Below are 22,944 nucleotides of genomic sequence, written 5' to 3'. Positions count from 1 at the left end.
AGCCCTACTATGCCTGTCTTGTAAAGATCGGAGACTTCTTTTTATCTTATAAGTTTCGAGTGCCCTTGCGGAACACCTAAAACAGCCTGGACGACATCAACCGCCTCATTCTCGGCAACTACACCAACGAAGAAGACTTGAACAAACGCCCCCTTTCCAAACTCACCAAAGACATCGCTGAAGAACTCGGTTTACTCTAAATTTTGGCGAAAGCCCACAAAAAAAAGCAAGACACTCGCTCTAAAGCGCCAGTGCCTTACTTTTATCATCATTGCAAAATTGAGGGTAAAAAATCTACTTTCTCCCCTTTCTACCTATCGCCAAGCGAATGACTAGCCCATGGCTGGTCACTTTGAATGGAATTTAACAGGCGAGGGCAACCATAAAGGATTGCCCCTACAAAAGACATTTGCATCGAATTTAACACTTTAAAACCAACACCCAACCTGCCAGAATTTTTAGCGTCTTCATACAACTCTGGCTGGTTTTCGCAGGTAATTTGATTGAATGCCTCATTTGGAATTTAACAGGCGAGGGCAACCATAAAGGATTGCCCCTACAAAAGACATTTGCATCGAATTTAACACTTTAAAACCAACACCCACCCACACCAACCTGCCAGAATTTTTAGCGTCTTCATACAACTCTGGCTGGTTTTCGCAGGTAATTTGATTGAATGCCTCATTTGGAATTTAACAGGCGAGGGCAACCATAAAGGATTGCCCCTACAAAAGACATTTGCATCGAATTTAACACTTTAAAACCAACACCCACCCACACCAACCAGCCAGAATTTTTAGCGTCTTCATACAACTCTGGCTGGTTTTCGCAGGTAATTTGATTGAACGCCTCATTTGGAATTTACTAGGCCAGGGCAACCATAAAGGATTGCCCCTACAAAAGGCATTTGAATCGAATTTAACACTTTAAAACCAACACCCAACCTGCCAGAATTTTTAGCGTCTTCATACAACTCTGGCTGGTTTTCGCAGGTAATTTGATTGAATGCCTCATTTGGAATTTAACAGGCGAGGGCAACCATAAAGGATTGCCCCTACAAAAGACATTTGCATCGAATTTAACACTTTAAAACCAACACCCACCCACACCAACCAGCCAGAATTTTTAGCGTCTTCATACAACTCTGGCTGGTTTTCGCAGGTAATTTGATTGAACGCCTCATTTGGAATTTACTAGGCCAGGGCAACCATAAAGGATTGCCCCTACAAAAGGCGTTTGAATAGAATTTAACACTTTAAAACCAACACCCAACCACACCCAACCTGCCAGAATTTTTAGCGTCTTCATACAACTCTGGCTGGTTTTCGCAGGTAATTTGATTGAATGCCTCATTTGGAATTTAACAGGCGAGGGCAACCATAAAGGATTGCCCCTACAAAAGACATTTGAATCGAATTTAACACTTTAAAACCAACACCCACCCACACCAACCTGCCAGAATTTTTAGCGTCTTCATACAACTCTGGCTGGTTTTCGCAGGTAATTTGATTGAATGCCTCATTTGGAATTTACTAGGCGAGGGCAACCATAAAGGATTGCCCCTACAAAAGGTGTTTGAATAGAATTTAACACTTTAAAACCAACACCCACCCACACCCAACCTGCCAGAATTTTTAGCGTCTTCATACAACTCTGGCTGGTTTTCGCAGGTAATTTGACTGAATGCCTCATTTGGAATTTAACAGGCGAGGGCAACCATAAAGGATTGCCCCTACAAAAGACATTTGAATCGAATTTAACACTTTAAAACCAACACCCACACCACAAAAAAAAGCAAGGCAACCGCTCTAAAGCGCCAGTGCCTTGCTTTTATCATCATTGCAAAATTGAGAGTAAAAAAACCTACCTTCTCCCCTTTCTACCCATTGCCAACCTGATCACCAACTCGTGGCTGTCGTTGGGGAGCTTGGCGGTGGGGCTCGAAAAACTGTACATGTAATTCAAACTCAAGTTTTCGCTGAGGCTAAAGCCTGCCAACACCGTCAACCCATTATTTTGACGGTAAATAGTTCCCAGGTTGAGCGTTTTCTGATAAGTCGCGGTAAGCCCTAGCTCCCACTGGTTGTTAAAGCCTTTTTGCATGTGGTACAAAAAAGCAGGGGTAAACTCCCAGTCAAGGTCGGGCTCAAAGGTATAGCTCAACGAGCCAATCATATAGTCCCAGGGGCTGTAGGGGTCTTTGCCATCGTTGTTTTTTACAAAAGGACGAGGTGCCGTAAAACGTGGCAAGGCAAGCCCCATTCTCAATCCGTTAGACTCATAGCCGAAACCAAAACCACCATCAAAACTGATCGAGTGCGCGTTTTGCTCGGCTACCAAAGGGTCATTGGCTGCGTCCAGGGCATTGGCATTAAAAGCATTGTGCACCAAGCCCAGCGACATACCAAAGTAGAGGTAACTGTCCAGTCCGGTTTCTAAACGATACCCCGCCGTTACCCTGGCTGCCAAAGTATTAATGGGACCTTCGCTGATGTTTACCACCTGCACTCCCATACTTGCGGGGTTGTCTTCCATCGCGTGTTCGTAGGTAAGCGTGGCTATAGTAGGGGCACCTTCTACACCTACCCATTGTTTTTTTACTCCCAAAAATAATTGGTTTTGGTCGTTGCTGCCTACCCAGGCAGGATTGTATATGTAGGGGTTGAGGTAAAACTGGTTTTGCACCGGGGCTACCTGCGCCTGGGTGGTGTTTGCCCATAGTTGCGCAATGACTACCAGGGCACACAGACGGAATATTTGATGAATCGAATACATTGCTTTATTTGATTAGGGTGATATAACCGGTTTTACTTTCTTTTACTCCACGGGCACTCATTTGAATGTTGTAATAATATATCCCTGACACCAATGAGCTGCCATTGGCGGTGCCATCCCAAGGGGTTTCATACTTGGTAGATTCATACACCAGTTGTCCGGTTTTGGAGAATACCCTGATATGATAATCGGTGAGTTTTTCTATTCCTTCTATTCGCCAGGTATCGTTGATCATATCGCCATTGGGAGTAATTACTTTGGCGGGTTTGATGTTGAACTGAAGCGCTTTGCTATCCTCTAATACCGTAAAGTCGGCAGTACTGGTAGCGGTTACCCCGCTTACTTCCACACTTATTTTACCCGTGGTAGCGCCCGCAGGTACTGTGGCCTTTAGTTCGGTAGTAGTGCCCGCAAGCACTGTGGCTACTGTACCATTAAACTTCACGGTGTTGTTATCGGCAATTGCATCAAAGTTGTTCCCAAAAATAGTCACTACCGTATCTTTAGCTCCCTCTTTGGGGGTAAAATCAGCAATGGCTGGATCGGTGGCGTTTTCGGTAACAGTAAAGTCGGCGGTACTGGTGGCCATTTTATCGCCCACTTCCACACTTATTTTACCCGTGGTAGCGCCTACTGGTACATTGGTTCTTAGCTCGGTAGTGGTAGCCGCAGTTACTACAGCTTCGGTGCCGTTAAACTTCACGGTGTTGTTAGCAGCCACTGCATCAAAGTTTACCCCAATAATGGTTACCTCGGTGCCTATAATACCTGATTTGGGCGTAAAATCGGCAATGGCAAGGTCAGCCGCATTTTCAATGATGGTAAAATCGGCTGTGCTAGTGGCTGTTTTGCCACCTACCTCTACGGTTATTTTACCCGTAGTGGCTCCAGCAGGTACCGTTACTTTCAATTCGGTCGTAGTAGCTGCGGTTACATTAGCCACGGTACCGTTAAATTTCACAGTATTGTTGGTGGCTAATGCGTCAAAGTTAGCTCCGGTAATCACCACTTCGGTGTCTACTGTACCCGCTTTTGGCGTAAAGTCGGTAATTACGGGGTCAGAGTTATTAGTAGTAATGACAAAATCGGTGGCACTTGTGGCAATTTTACCGTCCACTTCCACAGTTATTTTACCTGTAGTAGCTCTGTTGGGTACGGTAACATCCAGTTGCGTGGGGCTGGCGTTGCTTACAATGGCTACCGTGCCGTTAAACTTTACCGTATTGGCTGCAATGGTGGCCCCAAAGTTTTCTCCGGTAATGGTCACTGCCATTCCCTCGTTGCCTGCTCCGGGAGTAAAGCTGATGATTTTAGGTAAAACTTCTATGATAAAATTTGCGGCACTATTGCCTGTTCCACCAGGAGTAATGACCGATATTTTACCTGTAGTGGTACCAGCGGGTACGGTGGCAGTAATTTTACTGTCTGATACTACATTAAATACTGTAGCAGTGGTGCCGTTAAATTTCACGGCAGTGGCTCCAGTAAAGAAGTTGCCCTGAACGGTGACAATGGTACCTACATTGCCACTGGCTGGGGTAAAGCTAGTCACTACCGGAGGGTTTGCCGCTGATGCCACTCCATACAAGTCAGACTCCCACAAACCACGTCCGTAGGTACCTGCTCTTAGTTTTTTAGACGAACGTTGAATCTCTAACTCTCTTACGACCACATTGGGCAAGCCATTGCTAAACGCCTGCCAGTCGCCCAGGGTATTGTTGCGATAAAAGATGCCCACATCAGTACCAATGTACAAGCTTTCGTCGCTGCTTACATCATCGTGCAAAATGCAGTTGACAGGTAAGTTGGGCAAAGTACCCGAAATATTTGTCCAGGAACCACCCCCATTGGTAGACTTATACACTTTTTTGCCACTTGAATACCCAGAGAAAGTAACCCATACCGTATTGGGGTCAGACGGTGACACCGCGATATAAGTAATAGCGCCGCTTGATACAGGTAATCCTGTGGTAATGTTGGTCCAGGTGTTGGCGTTGGTAGTGCGGTAAATTTTATAATAACTTGCCGCATAAATGGTATTAGAGTTAGAAGGGGCAATGGCTATTGCATTTAAGTTAGCAGTACCTGTTTGCCCATTTGAAATATTCGTCCAGCTATCACCTTGGTTATTAGAGCGAAACACATCTTGGTAACCCACCACAATGGTGTTGGCGTCGTTGGGGTCAAGCACATAAGGGGTTACCCAAGCACCTTTGGGTGTACCTGGCACATTGTCAGAAATATTTTTACGTACTCCATTTACTCGTCGGGTAATGTTGCCATAATACAGGCTATAGTATTGAATGTCTTTGTTGGTAGGGTCAATGATACACTCCATTCCATCTCCTCCGCCTATGTTTGTCCAGCTAGTACCTCCCCTTAGTTTAGTACCATTGTCTTGAGCCCCTGCTACTACATAGCTTGCGTCGGTTTGCGATACACCAATTTTATAAAACTGCGTATGCACCATACCATTGGTGAGGTCAGTCCAGTTAGTTCCTCCATTGGTGGTTTTATAAATTCCACCATCGTTGCACTCATACAAAGTTCCGGTTTGCTGTGGGTGGTACATCAGAAAATGCTTATCAGCGTGCACTACAGGAATGCCAGCCCCCCCCCATGACCAGTGACTATTAAGGCTCCAGCTGGCGCCACCATCGCTACTTTTCCAGGTATTTACTCCCCCTACAAACATTTCGTTGGCGTCAGTAGGCGATATTGCCAGCGCCAGGTCATACCAACCTTGTCCTCCACTATCGCTCCCATCTGCTTTCCAGCCTAACAGGTTTTTAGAGCTTTTGCTAAATTTTTCAGTAAATGAGGCTCCACTATTGGTAGACACATAAAAGCCAGCAAATCCATTGTCGTTGCCACTGTTCAATGCGGCTACCAGCCCATCATTTGCGGGCGATACAGCTATAGATATCCGGTTTACTCCACTAAAATTCGTACTTTTGCTCCAGTTGGCTCCAGTATCATTAGACACAAATACTTGATGGGCACTACTGCCTGATTCTTTTCCAGTAATGTAAATAGTAGCAGGGGCTCCAGGTTTAAATTTCATATCTCTAAAGTTACCCGTTTTAGTTCTTGTCCAATTGGCACCAGCGTCGGTAGTTTTATAAATCCCCAACGAAGTAGCCGCAATTAAGGTATTGGCATCGGCTGGATGCATGAGCAATACCGAAATTCTGCGCCCTTGGCTCATTGACCAGTCCAGCCCGGTTTTGCTCCAGTTGGCGCCTCCATCGGTAGACTTCATTACTCCAATACTAGGAGTGTCTCCTCCGTCGGCATCTCCGGTAGCAATGTATATTGTGTTGGTATTGGTAGGGTGAATGACTACAGAAGATACACCGATAATGGGCAAGTTGTCAGTAAGGTTGCTCCAGGTGCTGCCTCCATCAGTGGTTCGCCATAGGCCTCCGGCAGGAGTACCTACATAAAAAATATTGACATTGGATGGGTGAAAAGTCACACAGTTGATACGGCCTACTCCCTGGTAGCCCCCCGGCGAAGAGTTGGGACCCAGTGATGTCCAATTGCCAGCAGTGTTGTTTGTTGTGCGTTGTTTTTGGGGATTTTTGAGGTTGGGGTGGGTTTGCAGGTATTGGGCCCACTCCTGTTGTTTGATACCTGCCTGAGGGAAATCACCGTTAGGCGAGACCCGTTTTTCCCAGAAATATTCCCAGCGTTTGTACTGCTTATAGCCACGTCCTCGTTCGTAGGGGCGGTCTTTCCAATAGTTGTCAAACGATTTTTTTATTGTGTTAAAATTGGGATTGGCTTGTTGCATTTGTTGTGTCCATTCCTGCGCTTGTACACCATGAACAAAGCCCAGCAATAAAACCAACGTTAGCAGTTGTTGTAGTAGTTTCATTATAATAAAAATGTGGTTTGGTTAACTTATAGGCATAGATAGTACTATAAAAACGGTGGTTTTAATAGTCTTTTAGGAGGGGGCAATTTAAACCAAGAGGATGAATAAAATGCAGGAGCGTAAGAATATCTTATAATAAAGGATAAATATAGAAAAGCCTGGGTTTTGGTACTTATGCAATAAAAAACAGGTTCAATTCATTGCAATAGTGGATCGGTTAATAAGCAATAGGGGTTGGTTATTTAACTATCAATCCAGCCTCAGGTGACCTACTGATTTCTTATTTAAAAAAGCATAGGTTATGGTCGTTAACTAAAAAGGCGAAATAACAAGTACTTTAGGTACTCGTTATTCCGCCTTTTTGTAGCAAATTTAAGCTTATTTTAGCGCATTCTGTCCGATTCGCGTACCAAACGCTCATCTTTTCGAATGTAACGATTTGCCAAAATATTGCAAACCAAGGCAATTACAGGCAAAAAGAAACCTATGCCAAAGCTTTTATACCCTATATTCATTCCTATAAACTTTTCCCCCTGAGAGATAAAGAACATAGTAAAGGCTAAAATACCCGCCATCAACAATGAGTTTAACAAGCCAAGTTTCATTTGTAATAAACGTTTTTTGAAGCTTGAAATGGAAAATACAGAGGTGACTGCAGCTAAAGCAGCCAAAATAGCCATATAAAAAGTAGGGGTTGTTTTTTGAGTTTTATCTTTAGCGGTAAAAGTCATTTTGGTATAGCTAAGCTCTACAGTAGCGCCTTGAGCATTGGTTTTCTTAAGTACCGGAAAAAAGAAGGTACAAACCATACACACTACTACTATAGACAAAAACACGCTTTGAACACGTTGTATCATAATTTCTTCTATACTTTTTAAGTCTCAGTTAAAAATTCGGTGCAAAAATAAGTAAATATTTATTTTAAGAAACTGTGCAACGACTTAAAAATATTTTTATAGTCTCTTTGGGCTAATCTTCACCATCTGTCAATGCCCTTATTTCGGGGGGTAGCAAATCATCATCGTCGTCATCGTCTCTGGCTTCCGGCTTTTCTTCCGCTTTTTTGTCATTGGCTGGTGGTGCATCCAGGGTCTCTCCTTCTGGCAGGTCTCCTTCGCCCAAACCAGGTATAGGAGGCAACTCGTCATCTATGCCCTCCAATGGTGGCAACTCGTCTCCCATATTGGGCAACTCAAGCTCTGGAGATTCATCAGGTTCATCGGCATCAAACATAGCCACTGGTGGCAACTCAGGTGCAGTTTCAGTCACTGGTGTAGGCTCTACCTGTTGCGTAATGTGTTGAATAATGTGAGGGGTCATTTGGTTGGACTGTAGCCACAACATACCCGACCCACTAAACAATGCTAAAATCACCGGATCGGCGTCTTGCAAACTTTCCAGGCTTTGAATACTGTCCATGTCTAACTCTATAGAAGGCTCAAAAGCCACCACCGAAGCCAGGTTTACCCGAATGGCATCGTCTTCCAGAATACGTTCTACCACATCGCCCTTGGCTTTGAGAAACACCATTCCATCGCCTTCTAGTTTTTCTATTACCAAACCCTCGTCGTGGTGAGGGCGCAGTAAAATATCGGTTTCGGCAAAAGTACTTACTTCAGTCCCTTTGGCTGCCGCTATAAAACTCCCCTTACAAATATGTACCGCATTGTCTTCCAGTTCGCCCAAATTAATGTCCAACACATGGCAAGGCTGTGCAGGCGCCAGGGCTACTTTTCTTATAAATTCGCTTTGATTGCTTAGGTGAGTAAATATACGTTCTGGTACAGGTTCGGGCTCAGGCTCAGGTATTTCTTCATCAAAATCAGGCAAACCTTCCTCGTCTATGCCATCCAGTGCCCCACCAATGCTTTCAGGGTCAAAACCTTCGGGCAAACCACCTTCTTCATCAGGTGTAAACTCCTCATCGTTTTCCTCGTCTTCCTCCTGGCTACTTCCACTTCCCAGCTTAATAGACTGTACTTTTTTACGGGTGGCAGTCCAGAGCTTACCCAAGAGGTTGCCCTTACTAGGGTCTACCTCCTCTTCCGATTCAAACTCTGTCTCGGGCAACTCTTCTTCTTCATCGAGGTCGCCCATAATGCTATCATCCAGCCCCTCAAGTTCAGGTTCGTCTGCCACAAAGGGGTCTGCCTCGCCAAATTCATCCTCAAAGCCCTCTGGTGTTTCGTCAAACTCATCGCCTTCTGATTCCTCCTCCAGCCCTCCTTCTTCGTCTTCTTCTATCTCCTCCTCTACTTCATCTGCTCCATCGGTATTGCGTTGCTGGAGCGCTACCTCTTCATCAAAATATAACAAAAAAGTCGCATCGGTAATGATGGTTTTTTCGGGAGGCAGGTTTACTTCCAGTATTTGGGTAAAGTCTCCAATAATTTTGTATTGTACCGAGTGCGATTTCATTGTTTGATTGATAGGTGGTTATTTAAAGTATGACCCTTGATCTTGATGCAACTTGCCACAAGACAACCCTGTTTTTGTATTACATGGTGTGATTAGTGCTTGTCGTCATCAGTATTTTCACCTTTAGGCTTCTTGTTCAATTTTTTGTCGTCTACATTCTTGTCCAAAAACTCATTGATTTTGTCAATATTGTAGTTAAATTTAATCTCGCCAAAAGTATCTACTTCTACATTTAAACCTTCCAACTCAGGGTTTACCTTATTTTTCTTTTTTCCTTTGCTCATAGTATCTATTGTTATAGGGCTTTGTTGTTCCATTGTTTCGCAATACATTACAAATTCAGTGAACAACAAAGCCGTTTATATTTAACTTTCTATCAATAAGTAGCAGCAAGTAATTAGCTATAAGCTACAAGTAAGGGTAACTCATTTATAATATGGCTGTTACACCTACTCATTAGGTATATTTAATTCTGACTCGTTACTTACCGCTGCTCAATACAGCAAAACAGGTTGAACCTAAAACCCTGTAAACAGGCTGCCGCCAATAACTTCTCATTACAAAAAACTAAAAATGACCAACAGCCCGTCCATGTGATTAGCTCACCTGTTGCCCCAAGGTATTCAAGGCATTTTCAAGGCGTTTAATGGTTTCTTCTTTACCAATGATCTCCATTGTTGCCATTAAGTCGGCACCTTTGCTCAAGCCGGTTACCGCAAGACGAACCGCAGGCATTACCTTGCCTATTTTTACTCCTTTAGAAGTAAGAATGGCCTCTAGAGTTGTTTTAATATCATCGGCTACCCAATTGTCAAGGTTGGTCAAATGCTCTTTGTAGGTATCTACCACATCAGCAGCTTCACCAGTCCATTTTTTACGGGCTGTTTTTTCGTCATACTCGGTGGGGCTTACAAACAATACCTTTCCCTGAGGCAACCTTTTGCCCGAAGGCTCTAGTTTATCCCAAAAATCAGGAATGAGGGTTACCCTGCTTTGAAACAATTGTACAATTTGCAATGCCTTTTCCGCATCAATGCTATCTACAGCTATGCCATTGGCTTTCAACACCTCTAGCATCAAGGGCACCAACTCTTCAGGCTTGCGCTGTTTAATGTATTCTTCATTGAACCAACAAGCTTTATCATAGTCAAACTTGATTCCGGCTTTGGTTATTTTGGTCAAGTCAAAGTCTTTCTCTAATTGACTGATGTCAAACATTTCCTGGTTGTTACCAGGGCTCCATCCCAATAACGCCAAAAAGTTGAGCAACGCTTCAGGCAAAAACCCCGCTTGATTAAAGTTTAAATAAGTCTCTCCCTTTTCGGGGTCAGCCCAAGGCATCGGAAACACCGGAACGCCGAGGTTGTCTGCCTGACGTTTGCTTAGTTTGCCTTCTTTGCCCGGAGGGTTGAGCAACAAAGGTAGGTGAGCAAACTGGGGCATATCGGCTTCCCAACCCAAAAACTGGTACAAAAGCACGTGCAAAGGCAACGAGGGCAACCACTCTTCACCCCTGATTACCTGGGTAATTTTCATTAAATAATCGTCTACCACATTTGCCAGGTGATAAGTAGGCATGCCATCGCCTTTCATAATCACTTTGTCGTCCAGGGTAGAGCCGTGCACCATTACCCAACCCCGGATCACATCGTTGAAACGGACTTCTTCACGGTGGGGTATTTTCACTCTGATCACATAAGGCTCACCCGACTCAAGTCGCTTTTGCACCTCTTCGGGCGACAGCGTAAACGAGTTGGTCATGTCCTTACGGGTAATGGCATTATAGGTAGGGTTTTTAGACTTCGCTGCTTCTAAGCGTTTACGCATGGCATCCAGTTCCTGTGGAGTATCAAAGGCATAGTAAGCATGGCCAGATTTCACCAACTGTTCGGCATATTGACGGTAAATGTGTTTGCGCTCTGATTGACGGTAGGGTCCAAACTCTCCGCCGTGTATCGGCGATTCATCAGGCACTATGCCCAACCATTCGAGGCTTTGCATGATATATTCTTCGGCACCTTGTACATACCTTGCCTGGTCGGTGTCTTCTATTCTCAAAACAAAAGTACCTTCTTCTTTTTTGGCAAATAAATAATTGTACAAAGCGGTGCGAACACCACCAATGTGTAAGGCTCCAGTTGGACTTGGAGCAAATCGTACTCTTACAGGTTTATCCATTGCGTTTGTTCAAATCGTTTGCCTATGATCTATTCAAAGGCATTGATTTGTTTGTCTTACATTAAATTAAAATAATACTTATCTTCTTTTTTCCGGTTTGCCGGATACATCGGGCAAAAATAGCAAATTTAGTTTAATAGTCCATAGCGCTGACAAGGTTCTAGGAACTAGGCGCTAGGTGCTAGGTACACCCTGTTCTATAGGCAACTAACAAATTCATAGTATACTTACTTTCAGTGGTTTATAAATTTGTTAGTTAAAAATCAGGAACCCCAACAGGGGCAAGTCCTTAGATACCGATACATATCGGTGCTTCAAATTACAGCGTGTTTATGGGGCACCTTGCAAACGCTCCCAACTCCCGACTAACAGACTACCAACTAAAGAACTACTTCCGCTTATAAAAATACAGTACTGGCTCTATCTCGAACCGCTTTTCGCTGAGGGTATAATAGCCCGAACCATCTAACTTCCAGGCGATAGACTCACCCTGAGGCTCATCTTCATAAGGCAAGCGAACTGGTGGGGTTTTAAGCACCTCTTCTATAGATTCGTTTTCTTCTTTTTGCCAATAATATATATTGCCATAATCTTTAATGAGCACTTCGTTGCCAGTAAGCGAAATATCTCCTGCCACTATTTTATGCATGGGCAAGGTACCAATAAATTCGAGCTGGTTTAGTTCGGTGGTAGACTGAGGATAGCGGGCCACATACATCCGTACGTTTTCTTCACGCTTGGTCACAAAGAAAATATCCTTGGTGGCAGGGTCTATCATCATGGCTTCTACATCGCGGTTGCCATCCGGAAACTGAAAACGAATGGTTTCGATGGCGCTTTTTTCAATCTTCTTTTTTACTCCACCACTTACATTGCTCACATCGGGCTCTGGAAAGCGATAAATCATTTTCTCTTCATAACGTGCCTTGTTGTCGCCAATATCGCCCACATACAAATAGTTGACTCCCTGCTTGGGACCAGGTCCCAGGGTAATGTCCTCCCAATCGCGGGCTTTGATGCCCTCAAGTTTATATACAGCCAGGTGTTCTCCTTTGTCGCCAATCAAAAATAGGCGACTCTTGCCTCCACTGTCATTGTGTGTCCACAAGGCGTGGGGGTTGTTTCGGCTCGCTACCAAGCCTGAGGCTTCATCAATTTTTTTGTATTGCAACTCACCTTGACTTACCCCCAGCGCAAACAGCATGCTGTCTAAAGGTATCTCATCGTTGGGTGCCTCACCTCGCCCCTTTTGTTGGGCACAACTCAGACAAACCAGCATCAAACAGGCAATTATACTATTATATAAAGTCTTCATTCTAAAATGTTTGTAATTTCCGACGCAAAATTACATATTTATCAAACGGCTACGAAATGTTGGGCTTTTTTAATTACGAATGGTTTAATTACGAATGGATCAATTACGAATTACGAATGAGCGCAAGCGACGCTTTTTAATTACGAATTACGAATGGATCAATTACGAATTGGCGCAAAGCGACGCTAAAAAACTATGGTCTACTGACTCCCGACTCTAGACTAAATTACGAATGGTTTAATTACGAGTGGGTCAATTACGAATTACGAATGGTTTAACCGACCGTAGTGAGCTCTGCGTAAGCTAATTCCCAATGGGTGCGAAGCTTTTTAATTACGAATGAGCGCAAGCGACGCTAAAAACTACGGTCTACTGACTCCCGACTCTAGACTAAATTACGAATGGCTTCGCCCAATTCGTAATTCGTAATTCTCAAATTCGTAATTGACTAACCCATAATTCTCAAATTCGTAATTAATTATGTAAGGGTCAAAGGCAGCGAGCGCAAACGTTGATTGGTGAGTCGGTATACAGCATTGGCAATAGCCGCCCCTATAGGACCCAGCGGGGGTTCTCCTACTCCAGAAGGCTTGCTGCTTCCTTCCAATAATACCACGTCTATTTCTTTGGGGGCGTCGCGCATCAATGCCATCTCGTATGCCCCATAAATGGTAGGACCTACTGCCCCATCTTTTATTTCCATTTTTTCAAACATGCTGGCGCTTATTCCCATAATAATGGCTCCTTCACACTGCGCCCGCACCCCATCGGGGTTTACCACTATACCGGGATCAATGGCACAGGTTACCTTGTGCACTTTTATACGCCCGTTGTCTATACTTACCTCTGCTACCTGCGCCACAGGAGTGTTGGCATCGGTAGAAGCCGCAAAACCCAACGCTCTGCCCTTGGGTACAGGTTTGCCCCAATTGGCTTTTTTGGCGGCAGCCTCTATTACTCCTTTCAAACGTTGCCCCCGTTCATCGTTCTGAATCTGCGCCAAGCGAAATTGCACCGGGTCTTTGCCTGTCTTTAGGGCAAGCTCATCTATAAAACTCTCAATAGCAAAAGTATTGGCAAGCAAACCCAGACTACGCCACCAACTGGTAGCAAAGGGCAGCTTTACCCGCCACGATACAGCTCTAAAGTTAGGAATTGCCTCATATTGAATCATTCCACCCCGCCAAGCGCCAAAATCTGCCCCAGCCAGTATTTCAGCATAACCTGGGGTAAGCGGAGAACCAAAAGCCACATCACCGCTTGATACATTGTGCTCTATAGCGTGAATGAGCCCTTTTTTGTTGAGGGTAGCACGGAGCATATGGTGGGTAGGTGGGCGAAAGGTGTCATTTTGAAATTCTTCTTGTCGATCAAAAAATACGTGTACAGGTTTACCCACTGCTTTAGAGAGTACCGCTGCCTGTACTGCGTTGGGGGTGTGTAGCCTCCGCCCAAAACCACCCCCCAAAAATGTGGCTTGTACCTCTACCTGGCTGGTTTTTAGTTCGAGGCGTTTGGCCACTTCTTCGCGGGTCATGTTTACCACTTGCGTGGAAATCTTGATCGTAGCTTTGTCTTTTTCCACCAATGCCACTGCTCCATTGGGCTCCAGGTGAGCGTGGGCGCCAATGGGGGTGTTAAAAGAGGCTTCAATGACCCCTTCTTCGCGCAAAGCTCTTTTTGCTGACCCTTTCTTCTGAATGACGAAGTCTGTGCCCTCTCCCACTTTTAGCATGTCCTCAATGTCTTTTTGCTGCCATACCCGGTTTACCTTCCATTGTACCTTGATGGCTTTTTTGGCGTCGTGTGCCTGGATATAGGTTTTTGCCACCACTCCCACAAAATCTTTTTCAAGCACCACTTTTACTACACCTGGCATTTTTTCTGCCTGGCTTGTGTCTGCACTTTTAAAAATAGCATCTATCTTGTCAGGGCGCACTACTGCCCCGTACAACATACCAGGCATGCTTACATCTAACCCAAATATAGGCTCCCCCATTACTTTGGGCTTCAGGTCTATTCTTGGAATGGCTTTGCCTATTACCTTATAGTCTTTTTTATCTTTGAGTTTTACCTCTTTGGGCACCTTCCATTCAGTAGTTTTCTGTACAATTTGACCGTAGGTAAGTTGTTGTCCTTTGCCCATTACTACCCCATTTTTTATGGTGAGACTTTCGGCTGGCACATTCCAGATTTTGGCAGCGCTGTTGTGCAACATTTCACGCATTTGGGCGGCAAGCTCACGCAATACGTCCCACAAACCCGCAATAGAAGTACTGCCCCCAGTGGCAAACTTGTCAACGGGGCGGCCAAGGCTCGAAGCGTTTACCACTTGTACTTGGGCAATGCCTACCTCTAGCTCTTCAGCGACAATTTGCGCCATTCCGGTAAACACCCCTTGCCCCATTTCTACCTTGGGCGAATGCAACACAATGGTATTATCAGCCTTTACCTCAAACCAGGTAATGGGCTCGTCGCTGTTTTCATACTCAAGGTCTATTTCATTGATCTTTTTGGCTACCATGCGGCGTACAGGAGCTATACTAGCCCAGGCACCCAATATGACAGCGGTGCCTATAGAAGCTTTGATGAGAAAGCGGCGTCTTGTTTTTGATTTTATGTTGTTTGCTGAGTTGTTATCTTTCATATAATCATATTTGAAAATTAGCGGATAGTCTTTATAGTCAGTAGCCCTAATAGGGGCAAGCTTTAAGGAACGTGATCGCCCCGTAAACGGGATTTCGGGCATAGCCCTCAACAATAACCCCGATAAGAAATCGGAACTTTGAAGCTGTCCGGTTTAGAACATATTAGCTTCGCAGAGCTTGAACTTCGTTCTACGGTTCTCTTTACTGACTTTCGTTACTTTTAGCCTTTGGCAGAGCTCGGCGCAGCAGGGCTGCAGCCATCGGTTTTCGCCGTAGCTATGGCTACGACTGCAAAAAGTGCCTCAGTCGAGTATACGCCCTCAATCTCGACACTTATTTTGAACATGTTCCTAAGCGACAAGCCACAAGTCCTTAGGCACCAATGCATACCGGCGCTTATCTATGAATGGCTTGAATAGGATGATGTACAACAACTAATGAAAAAAATGATCACTCAACCTTGTTTGATCTTTGCTGCCCGATGAATGGCTTTGCGCATGCGGTAGTAAGTGCCACAGCGACATACATTTACAATATTTTCGTCAATATCGTCGTCCGACGGCTGTGGGATTTTGTCGAGCAAGGCGGCTGTAGCCATCATAAAACCCGGTTGGCAATAGCCACACTGGGGCACAATTTCTTCCATCCAGGCTTGTTGTACAGGGTGTAAATCTTTGCCTTTAGAGAGCCCTTCTATAGTAGTAATGGACTTGCCCTGGGCAAATTTGGCGGCATAAGAGCAAGAACGCACCGCTCCCCCATCTATGTGAATGGTGCAAGCACCGCAGGCGGCTTTGCCACAGCCAAACTTGGTGCCCTTGAGCCCCAGCCTGTCTCTAATGACCCACAAAAGCGGAGTGTTTTCGTCAGTTTCTACTGTTTGCGCTTTTCCATTGATGGTAAATGAAATTTTCATATTTTTATAAATGTGGTTTTTTAAATTCAACGGTTTATAAGGCTATTTTTATGGCGTAATCAGCATATAAGAACTTGACGCTACAGGGAGACTCCCACCTACTTTCTTCATAAGTGTTTAAAAATCAATACTTTATGAATCAGTAAATTGCTGATAGATCAGCGTCAAACTTGAAGCTTATTGCTAAAAGCTTGACGCTGTAGAAGCTACCGACTCCAGACTAATTAACTCTGGACTAATACTATTTCTCAGGTATTTTGGCACCTGCATCTGCCCATTGTTTTACGGCTTTTATAAATTCTTGTCTTGATACAGGTGGGGTTTCTCTAGCCTTGCCACTGGCATCTATCCCAGGGTTCCACGCCCAGGCTACCAGTTTGTCTTCGGTCAGGTGCTTTACAATATCGGTCAAGCTTCTCCCCCCGTTTTTAGCAGGGTCTAGTAAGGCTTTGGCTATAGCTACCTTGCTTAGCCCCTGCCAGCCCATCGACTTTGGCGCAAGTCCCCAATGAGGTGCCCCTGGTACACCAGAATACGGATTGTTTTCGGATTGATGACAAGTTTGGCATCGCAGGCTTAAGGTGCCGTGGTTGTCTTTGCCTCGCTGTACCCCAAAGTTGTGCACATGACTGTCTTCGCCTTGGCGGGGGCGATCGTCTGAGGGGTGACAATTCATACAACGTTTGTGCATGAGTACACGCATCATTTTGTCAAATGCCTGATCGGGTGAGTAAACCTGGGGGATTGTTGAATGGTGGTGGTTTTTAAAAGGCTGGGTAATGGGCACAGCTGCACTAGTAATAAGTACTGCCAACGACAGCCAAACAGTGTGGATTGGGTTTATTTTCATAAGCTTTAGTAGGTAAATGAGATTTTTGTAAAATTAAAACTCACGCAAAACAAATATTTAATATGGAAAAGTTCCAACACAAAACACAGGTAATGCAACACTTTTTATGGGTATAAGGAATAGCTCCTTGGATATACCTTTAGATTTTTTACTTGTATACACTCAATACGCCATATTTATTTCACCCCCGATGTACCAGAGTAAATGCTTCATTTTACCTCAGATTTTGCCAAACGACTGATTGTTTTTTGTATTTTTTGATGTTGTTTTTGAATCATTTCAACAAAACATAAATCACTAACAATCAAACATTTACACCATAAATCAGCACCTTGTGTATATTTAATAATTAGGTAACACCTGACAAGCAAATGCTATGGACAAAAGCCGTAGTTTTGTGGTTGAATTCAACCTGGATTTTCCTTTAGGCTGTCCAATCACCTCCTAATCGTTTAGCCCCAGGTTTGAGTCCGAAAACATTTAAAACTGCCAAGGGATAATTGAAAAAAGAATGAAGATTAGTATTTACCTTAAGGTGACTGTCTTTAGCATGGTGCTGGTGTTTTTTACCGCCATAGCTTTCTATCTGATTACTAAAAAAAACACCGAAAACTCGCTAGAGATGCAGATCAAACGTAAGCTCAAAAACCAGTCTGATTATATCATCAACAGCATCGATTATTTTGTGTTTGAACGTCATTCAGATATCCGCCATATCGCCAAAGATGCCATATTTCAACAGCCAGGTATTCACCAACACCCTCGGAAAATCACCAACCATTTATTAAGTATAAAAAAAGAAAATCCTTTGTATGAAAGCTTTTCTTTTTTTGATGCCCAACGGGTAAGAATAGCCGATACCAAAGGGTTGAAAATAGGGCAACAACATAGTTATACCAAATATTGGACTCAGCTTACCAGGCAAGAGTCAGCTTTAGACGTTTCCTTGTCTGAGTCGTTGGGCAAGGCAGTTATGCACTTTGCCCAAACCATTCGCAATAAAAACGGAAAAAAAATAGGCATAGTAGTTTCGCGGGTGCTCATCAAGCGTTTGTACGAGGTTTTTAGCCCTGCTATTCCCTTACATGAGCTCAACAAAGGAGTAAAAATAGACTTGATAGATACGCAGGGCAGGTTGTTGTATTCGAGCAGTCATCCAAAAAATATATTGGTAAAAAAACACCCTAATTTGGCCCTGCTTCGTCAGCATTTGTGGAATAAGTCTCAACAACGTAAAAAGCAAAGCACCTTTGAAAAAGACGGTCGAATATTTTTTTATAGCCGCGAACCAGGCTACCTCAACTACAAGGGCAGCGGCTGGATACTGGTGATGAGTATACCCAAAAAGGTAGCCTATGCCCCCACTACCAAGCTTCGTAATGTTTTGTTGCTTAGTTTTATCCCTATCATTCTTGTAGCCATTGTCATTGCCTTGCTGTTTGCCCATTATTTTTCGCGTCCTATAGTATTGCTTGCTAAGTTGGCGCAAGAGTATGGCAAAGGTAATTTTTGGGCAAATATCAGTTTTAAATCCAACGACGAACGCAAATTTTTGCACCGTAGTCTTACCTGGATGGCAGGTCAACTCCGCTTTAAGATGCAAGAACAGGACGACTTGAACAGAAAGCTGAACCTCAAGATACACGAGATAGAAGAACAAAACAAAGAAATAGAAGAGCAACGCAGCCAAATCACAGAGAGCATTTCTTACGCCGAACGTTTGCAAAATGTGCTGTTGCCTACCAAAGGTGAAATAAAAGAATTGCTGTCTCAACACTTTATCATTTTCAAACCCCGTGATATGGTATCGGGCGATTTTTATTGGGTCAGCCGGGTTAAATTATCTGATGAAGGCGAAAAAATGGTCATTGCGGCCATTGACTGTACCGGGCACGGCGTACCAGGGGCTTTCATGAGCGTGATTGCGTATAATATGTTGCACCAGATTGTAGACGTAGAAAAAAACACCAATCCGGTGGTTATTTTACACCACCTCAACAAACGGGTAAAGACCCTGCTACACCAGGGCGAATCGTCAAAAGTAAACGAAAACGAACGGGTAAGCGATGGCATGGACTTGTCGCTGTGTGTGGTAGACATGGCACAACGCCAACTAGAGTTTTGTGGTGCCAACCGCCCATTATACGTCGTGCGCAACAAACAACTGGTAGAGTTTAAGGGCAACAAATGGTCGATTGGGGGTGGGGCTGATTATTTTAACAAAAGAACCCAACGCATGCACGACAACGACCACTTGGAAACGGTAAATATTGACCTACAGGTAAACGACCGGGTTTACTTATTTTCTGATGGTATTACCGATCAGTTTGGAGAAAGATCGCAGGCCAAATTTAGCTCCAAAAGGCTCAAAAATGCCATTGCTCAAACTTGCACACTGCCTATGAACCTACAGTGTAGCCTGATAGCACAACGTTTGGAAGATTGGCAGGGCAGTGAGTTTCAGATTGACGATATTTTGCTGATGGGTTTTTGGTTTACTGCTGAAGATTTTCAGAAATACCATACATCAAGCAAGTTGGCCTATGCACCCAATAGCTTTTAGGGAGTCGCAGGTTTTTATGAGGCAAATTAATTCTATACCTTTGCTTGCCTATAGCTACTCATAATAAAGTAATTACATATAGCAATTAGCTACCTGTAGTTACGGTTCAGCACTTACAAACCCACGCTTATATGTGTCTACTTTCTGTGCTATTGCCTTTTTATAATGCAGAAAAAACCCTTGCTCAGGCTATAGAAAGCATACTTGCTCAAACGTTGCCCAACTTTAGGCTGGTGTTGGTAAACAATGCCTCTACCGACCAAAGCCGGGCTATTGCCCAAAGTTTTGCTACTAAAGATGACCGTGTTTTGCTGATAGACGAACCACAAGCAGGCATAGCATACGCGCTCAATACCGGGCTTGCCCACATTACTACCCCTTATATTGCCCGTATGGATGCAGATGACATTGCCTTGCCCCAAAGACTGGAAAAACAGCTGAACTTTTTAGAGCAGCACCCTGCCATACACTTGGTGAGCTGTTTGGTACGACACCAAAGCACCGAATTACAAACCAAGGGCTACCAACGTTATGTAGATTGGATCAATACATTGATTACCTCGACCGACATTAACCTTCACCGTTTTGTCGAGTCACCACTGGCACACCCAAGTGTTTTGTTTAGGGCAAGTGCGGTCAAACAATGGGGCAACTACAGGCAAGGTAATTTTCCTGAAGACTATGAGCTGTGGTTGCGTTGGCTTGGGCAAGGGGCACACATGGCAAAGGTGCCCGAAACCTTGCTTGTATGGAACGATGCCCCTACTCGACTCTCGCGCACTGATGCTCGTTATTCGCCACAAGAATTTTATAAAACCAAGGCCTATTATCTTGCCCAATGGCTACAAAAGCACAACATACATGCACCCGATATATGGGTATGGGGAGCAGGCAAGTTATCGCGTAAGCGTGCCCGGTTGCTTGAACAATTAGGTACCAGTATTCAGGGGTATTTTGACTTAAGTAGTCACCATCGTCTAAATGTTCCCTGTCTGCATTTTCACGACATTCCACCGCCTGGCAAGCTCTTTATTGTATCTTATGTGGGCAATTGGGGAGCACGTGACCAGATCAGGGCACACCTGTTAAAGTTGGGTTATTGTGAGGGTATTGACTTTTTGTTGGCAAGTTGATTGCCCTGTCAGGTTATTACACACTTATTTGTATTATAACTTATAATTATGTTAAGTATGTGATAAAAAGTAAACAACCAAAAGCTACAAGAAGGTATTTGCTTTATTAAAAATAACGTGAGTTAAACCTTTAACTCACGTTAAATTATAAACCTATTGACAATGATTACAGTTATAGTAATGTTGTAAAGATGTTTTTTTATATCCCTGGCAAAAAATTCTTATCCAACCTAAAGAAAGCTAATCCCCAAAAAACCATCATTTACAACTCCTAAAATACACTTTCACCAGTATTTAGTAACACCTATAATAAATACCATCTACTTATGAAAAAGAAGAATTATGTTGTAAGCAAAAACACAGAAACCAATATTATACACATGAAGGTATTGGGTTTTATGAACTTTGAAGAAATGCAGGAAATGTGGGGCAAGACAATGCCTTTGATGAGTGATGAACAGCAAAAAATACTGTATGATGCTACATTAGGCAAGGCTTTGCCCGCCAAATCGCGCCAATGGGCAGTAGATGTGTTGGGCAAGCAATTGTCTGAAAAAAAGGTAAAAATAGCGCGTGTGGTCTCACAAGATATCTTTAACAACCTGATAGCCGAGCAAATCAAGGAAAAGATAAGCAAACACGCCCCCACAATCAAAGAAAATGTTCAAATCTTTGAAACTGTGGCTCAAGCCGAAGAGTGGTTGATGTCTTCATAGTGTTTTGGCGTTGTAAAACTTGTAAACACTGCAGGGCTTTCTTATAAGGTTTGACGAAAGTCCTGTATTTACTGGCAAAATGCACCTCATTACTCCTACAAGCCAACCAAGACGCTCTACACGGGATTGCCCACCAACACTCAGGAATAACCCTTATCAGAAAGTCCACAAAAAAATAGCATCTGCTATAGCATAACCTCCATTATTGTTGTAAAAGTAATATAATCGCTTATTTTTGTCTTTGGGTAAATTTAACGCCAGTTGTTTGAAACCAGGATATGAAAATTGAAGACTTGAATGAGTTTGAGGTAAAAATGCTCGAATTGCTCCAAACAGGAGAAAAATGGGCGGTAGAACTGTTTTTCCAGCAAATGGAAGGAGGGCTCATCAGAAAAACTATGCTCAAACCCTACCAAAAAATATGGCACTGGTATTATCCTACCCAAAAAAGTACAGTATTGGCCATTGCCCAAATGCACCAGGTCATGGGTTGGCAACGATTATTTGTCACCAACCGCCAACTTACCCAAGTACCACAAGAACTTGTCTGGCTCAAGTCACTCAAACACCTGCACCTGTCGCGCAACTTGCTCAAGCACCTTCCTACTGACATTGTCCATTTAGACAACTTGAGAGGGTTGATTATTAACAACAATCAAATAAAGGAGTTACCCGAAGAAATAGGGCAAATGAAAAACCTGGAAAAATTGGATGTCCGGGGAAACCGTTTGCGTGAACTACCCCAAAGCATTGGTCAACTAAAGCAACTCAAAGTACTTGAACTCAAGGGCAATCAATTGCGTAGCCTGCCTGAAGAAATAGGCAAACTAAGCCAACTCGAAAGTATCACCCTACAAAGCAATGCTTTGCAAACCTTGCCGCTATCGCTTGCCAACCTACACGAGCTCAACCACCGCGAAAGCTTTAATCTGTCGCGCAACCATTTTGTCAGTTTTCCAGAAGCACTCCTGCTTATGCCCAACTTGCAACACATAGATTTAAAAAACAATCAGCTTGCTGCCCTGCCCTCCAATATACATTTGCTCGAACAACTCCAAAACCTTGAACTCAGAAACAACAAAATTACCCGTTTACCTGATGCTATAGGGCAATTATCTAAACTTTCATCGCTCGATTTGCGTAACAACTTGCTTACAGACTTACCTAACAGTTTAAAAACATTGGTATCACTAAAGGCGCTTGATATTAGAGGTAATGCCTTTGATAAACTGCCTGATGTTGTAGCTATGCTTCCCAATCTAAAAACGCTTTACGTTGATCTTCCTGTAGCAGAAGCGTCTATCAAACAGCTTGCGCAACAAAAAAATCTGCAGTATTTGTATATCACAGGAGAACCTGAAAAAATAGACAGTATATGCCAACAACTGCAGGTATATATGACAGGTTGTACATTTCAAAGAAGTGCCTGAGTAAATCTTCAAAAAAATTAATAGATATTCTACGGTTATTATCCTATCGGTAAATAACGCGATACTTTTGTGTAAGCACGGCAAATATTTTGCTTAGATTAATAGCAGGCTAAATTATTTCG

Annotated in this window: 15 protein-coding genes; 5 read left to right on the top strand and 10 right to left on the bottom strand. The window is 43.6% G+C overall.

Features of this window, described 5'->3' with window-relative positions:
- Positions 1 to 1,863: 1,863 nt before the first annotated feature.
- The 7 genes from M23134_RS08645 to M23134_RS08615 form a co-directional block, all read right to left on the bottom strand.
- Complete coding sequence (locus M23134_RS08645) at positions 1,864 to 2,775, bottom strand: PorP/SprF family type IX secretion system membrane protein (RefSeq protein WP_002695514.1); 912 nt, start codon at positions 2,773 to 2,775, stop codon at positions 1,864 to 1,866.
- A 4-nt stretch (positions 2,776 to 2,779) separates the two neighbouring features.
- Complete coding sequence (locus M23134_RS37745) at positions 2,780 to 6,655, bottom strand: IPT/TIG domain-containing protein (protein ID WP_002695513.1); 3,876 nt, start codon at positions 6,653 to 6,655, stop codon at positions 2,780 to 2,782.
- A 383-nt stretch (positions 6,656 to 7,038) separates the two neighbouring features.
- Positions 7,039 to 7,512 (bottom strand): DUF4293 domain-containing protein, encoded by a 474-nt coding sequence (locus M23134_RS08635; protein WP_002695512.1) that lies wholly within the window; start codon positions 7,510 to 7,512, stop codon positions 7,039 to 7,041.
- 112 nt (positions 7,513 to 7,624) lie between these two features.
- Positions 7,625 to 9,073, bottom strand: a complete 1,449-nt coding sequence (locus M23134_RS08630) for an AIM24 family protein (protein ID WP_002695511.1) — start codon at positions 9,071 to 9,073, stop codon at positions 7,625 to 7,627.
- Positions 9,074 to 9,165: 92 nt separating this feature from the next.
- The gene (locus M23134_RS08625) at positions 9,166 to 9,357 is read right to left on the bottom strand and encodes a hypothetical protein (RefSeq protein ID WP_045113283.1); all 192 of its coding nucleotides are present in this window, start codon (positions 9,355 to 9,357) and stop codon (positions 9,166 to 9,168) included.
- Positions 9,358 to 9,670: 313 nt separating this feature from the next.
- Positions 9,671 to 11,251 carry a glutamate--tRNA ligase gene (gltX, locus tag M23134_RS08620; RefSeq protein WP_002695509.1) on the bottom strand — a complete coding sequence of 527 codons (1,581 nt, stop codon included), beginning with the start codon at positions 11,249 to 11,251 and terminating at the stop codon, positions 9,671 to 9,673.
- 388 nt (positions 11,252 to 11,639) lie between these two features.
- Complete coding sequence (locus M23134_RS08615; protein ID WP_157558398.1) at positions 11,640 to 12,566, bottom strand: hypothetical protein; 927 nt, start codon at positions 12,564 to 12,566, stop codon at positions 11,640 to 11,642.
- A gap of 94 nt (positions 12,567 to 12,660) precedes the next feature.
- Between M23134_RS08615 and M23134_RS42455 the strand changes: the two genes are divergently transcribed.
- A complete protein-coding gene (locus M23134_RS42455) occupies positions 12,661 to 12,786 on the top strand; it encodes a hypothetical protein (RefSeq protein WP_262492895.1) in 126 nt (41 codons plus the stop codon).
- A gap of 258 nt (positions 12,787 to 13,044) precedes the next feature.
- Here M23134_RS42455 and M23134_RS08610 read toward each other — a convergent pair whose 3' ends face one another.
- The 3 genes from M23134_RS08610 to M23134_RS08600 all read right to left on the bottom strand — a co-directional run bounded on the left by M23134_RS08610 (position 13,045) and on the right by M23134_RS08600 (position 16,980).
- Complete coding sequence (locus M23134_RS08610) at positions 13,045 to 15,213, bottom strand: xanthine dehydrogenase family protein molybdopterin-binding subunit (RefSeq protein ID WP_045113253.1); 2,169 nt, start codon at positions 15,211 to 15,213, stop codon at positions 13,045 to 13,047.
- A gap of 455 nt (positions 15,214 to 15,668) precedes the next feature.
- Positions 15,669 to 16,130, bottom strand: coding sequence for a (2Fe-2S)-binding protein (locus M23134_RS08605; protein WP_045113252.1), 462 nt, complete (start codon positions 16,128 to 16,130; stop codon positions 15,669 to 15,671).
- A 241-nt stretch (positions 16,131 to 16,371) separates the two neighbouring features.
- Positions 16,372 to 16,980, bottom strand: a complete 609-nt coding sequence (locus M23134_RS08600) for a hypothetical protein (RefSeq protein WP_002695505.1) — start codon at positions 16,978 to 16,980, stop codon at positions 16,372 to 16,374.
- Between the two features lie 511 nt (positions 16,981 to 17,491).
- On the opposite strand from M23134_RS08600, the gene M23134_RS08595 reads away from it, so the two are divergent.
- From M23134_RS08595 to M23134_RS08580, 4 genes are all read left to right on the top strand, one after another.
- Positions 17,492 to 19,543 (top strand): SpoIIE family protein phosphatase, encoded by a 2,052-nt coding sequence (locus M23134_RS08595; protein WP_045113251.1) that lies wholly within the window; start codon positions 17,492 to 17,494, stop codon positions 19,541 to 19,543.
- Positions 19,544 to 19,674: 131 nt separating this feature from the next.
- Entirely contained in the window at positions 19,675 to 20,676 is a 1,002-nt protein-coding gene (locus M23134_RS08590) for a glycosyltransferase (protein ID WP_002695497.1), read from the top strand.
- A gap of 326 nt (positions 20,677 to 21,002) precedes the next feature.
- Positions 21,003 to 21,392 carry a hypothetical protein gene (locus tag M23134_RS08585; RefSeq protein WP_002695496.1) on the top strand — a complete coding sequence of 130 codons (390 nt, stop codon included), beginning with the start codon at positions 21,003 to 21,005 and terminating at the stop codon, positions 21,390 to 21,392.
- Positions 21,393 to 21,670: 278 nt separating this feature from the next.
- Entirely contained in the window at positions 21,671 to 22,822 is a 1,152-nt protein-coding gene (locus M23134_RS08580; protein WP_002695495.1) for a leucine-rich repeat domain-containing protein, read from the top strand.
- Positions 22,823 to 22,944: the final 122 nt, after the last annotated feature.

Origin of the sequence: Microscilla marina ATCC 23134, assembly GCF_000169175.1 — a bacterium.
GTDB lineage: Bacteria > Bacteroidota > Bacteroidia > Cytophagales > Microscillaceae > Microscilla > Microscilla marina.
Note: the sequence above shows the minus strand (reverse complement) of the source record. Positions and strands in the feature narration are given on the sequence as shown.